This window comes from Streptomyces apricus, from assembly GCF_008369065.1.
Lineage (GTDB): Bacteria > Actinomycetota > Actinomycetes > Streptomycetales > Streptomycetaceae > Streptomyces > Streptomyces apricus.
On record NZ_VDFC01000016.1, the window covers coordinates 19,119 to 20,711 of the forward strand.

The 1,593-nt window shown below is 72.3% G+C and carries 2 protein-coding genes; both read left to right on the top strand.

What is annotated here, in order from left to right:
* Window positions 1–896, top strand: an 896-nt coding sequence (locus tag FGF04_RS06360; RefSeq protein WP_223146350.1) for a protein-ADP-ribose hydrolase, incomplete at its 5' end; no start/stop codon positions are given.
* A partial coding sequence (locus FGF04_RS06365) for an SIR2 family NAD-dependent protein deacylase (protein ID WP_149510254.1) occupies window positions 893–1,593 on the top strand: 701 nt, incomplete at its 3' end. The genes FGF04_RS06360 and FGF04_RS06365, both read left to right, overlap by 4 nt.

The window sequence follows — 1,593 nt, forward strand, 5'->3', positions numbered from 1 at the left end:
TCCCCGACCCCGCCATATCCGTGCCACCGGCCCACCTGGTCCGCACCGCGCTGTCCCGGCTGAGCAAGGACCCGGCCACCACGGCGCCGGGACCGGAAGCGGGCGACGCGGACCAGCTCGACGACGCGACCGCCCGACGCCTGCTGCGCACGCTCCTCACCGTCCGCCCACCGGGCCCTCTCCCGGCAGACGTGCCCCACCTGCTGGACGCCCTCCTGAGCAGCGAGCGCGAGGCCAAGACCGTGACGGACCCGAACCGCCTTCCCTGCATCGCCGAGGAACTCCCCGGCACAGTCCCCGGGACAGCCCTCGGCACGGTCACGGCCTATCCGGCCGCGGGACGCACGGTGCTGTGGCAGGGCGACATCACCGCGCTCGGCGCGGACGCGATCGTGAACGCCGCCAACAGCGCGATGCTCGGCTGCTTCGTCCCGCAGCACCCGTGCATCGACAACGCCATCCACAGCGCGGCGGGCCCCCGCCTGCGCGACGACTGCCACACGATCATGACCAGGCAGGGCCATCCGGAGGCGACCGGCACCGCGAAGATCACCCGCGGCTACCACCTGCCTGCCCGCTACGTCCTGCACACCGTCGGCCCCATCGTCGACGGCCCCCTGCGCCCGACGCACGAGCACCTCCTCGCCGCGTCCTACCGGGCCTGCCTCGACCTCGCCGCCGAGGTGCGGGACATCCGCACCGTGGCGTTCTGCGGCGTCAGCACCGGTGTTTTCGGCTACCCCAAGCAGTCCGCGGCCCGCACCGCCCTGGACACGGTGGCCGACTGGCTCGACGCCCACCCCGGACGCCTGGACCGCGTGATCTTCAACGTGTACGCACCCGACGACCGCGCCGCCTACCTCAACGCCCTGACCGGAGAGTCCGCCACACGATGAACCACCAGCCCGCCGCCCTGCACACGCAGGCCGCGACCCTTCGCGCCTGGCTCGCCGAGGCCGACCGCGTCCTCATCACCGCCGGCGCCGGACTGAGCGCCGCCGCCGGCTACGACTACGGCGACACCGACCGCTTCCAGGAACTCTTCCCCGCCCTGTACCGCCTGGGCCTGCGCTCCCGCTATCTCGTCGGCGTGCCCCTGCCGTCCGCCCTGCTGTGGGGATACTGGGCCGTCCACATCGACGACATCCGCTACAGCTCCGCCCCCAACCCGCTCTACCAGCGGCTGCGCAGCATCGTCGGGGACAAGGACCACTGGGTGATGACCTCCAACGTCGACGCCCTCTTCCCCCGTAACGGCTTCGCGGCGGACCGGGTCTTCACCCCGCAGGGCGACTACGGCCGCTACCAGTGCACGACCCCCTGCACCCCCGCCACGTGGGACAGCAAGCCCCTGGTCGACAGACTCCTGTCGGCGTACGACCCGCACACCGGCGCCGTCACCGACCCCGACGTCATGCCCCGCTGCCCGAACTGCGACGGGTCGGTCGAGATCAACGTCCGCATCGGCCCCGAGTTCATCGACGACCCCTACCTTCCCGCGGGCCGACGTCTCCAGGAGTGGCTGAACGAGGCACCCGCCGACGCCCGCCTCCTGATCCTGGAGTTCGGCGCCGGGTTCAACACCCCCGGCGT